We start from the raw sequence: 530 nt of genomic DNA, 5'->3' as shown, positions 1-530 counted from the left end.
GACGTGTCGGCGGGGTGGGGCCGACGGTCCGGGCAAGCGCGGGGTGCGCTCACCGGGCACCGCCGGTCGCCGTGCGGGCCGGGATCCGGCCGTCGGGCTGGACGCGGGGCGCGTCGTGGGCGGCCAGGAAGGCGTCGACCGCCGCGGGCCAGCCGTAGCGCTCGGCGCGGACCCGGGCCGTCGCGCGGCGTACGGGTTCGGGGCGGGCCAGGACCTGGGCGACGGCGTCCGCGAAGGCCGCCCCGTTGTCGGCCGCCGTCGCGCCCGCCGGGCCGACGATGTCGGGGAGCGCGGACAGGGCGCTGACGACGACGGGCGACCCGCACGCCAGCGCCTCCAGCGCGGCCAGCCCGAAGGTCTCCGCCGGGCCCGGGGCGAGGACGACGTCCGCGCTCGCCTGGAGCGCGGCCAAGCGGGCCCGGTCGCCGACGTGGCCGAGGAAGGCCGCCGGAAGGTCCTCCGCGCGGGCGCGGGCCTCCAGCCGGGCGCGCAGCGGGCCGTCACCCGCGACGACGAGCGCCGCCGGGACG

At 81.9% G+C, this 530-nt stretch carries 1 protein-coding gene; it reads right to left on the bottom strand.

Translation table 11 applies throughout. The annotated features are described in order from the left end of the window. Positions 1-49: 49 nt before the first annotated feature. On the bottom strand, positions 50-530 hold a 481-nt coding region (locus EEJ42_RS30885; RefSeq protein WP_123105175.1), incomplete at its 5' end, for a glycosyltransferase.

It is taken from the genome of Streptomyces botrytidirepellens, from assembly GCF_003721215.1.
Classification (GTDB): Bacteria; Actinomycetota; Actinomycetes; order Streptomycetales; family Streptomycetaceae; genus Streptomyces; species Streptomyces himastatinicus.
This window is presented reverse-complemented; position numbering and strand designations above follow the sequence as displayed.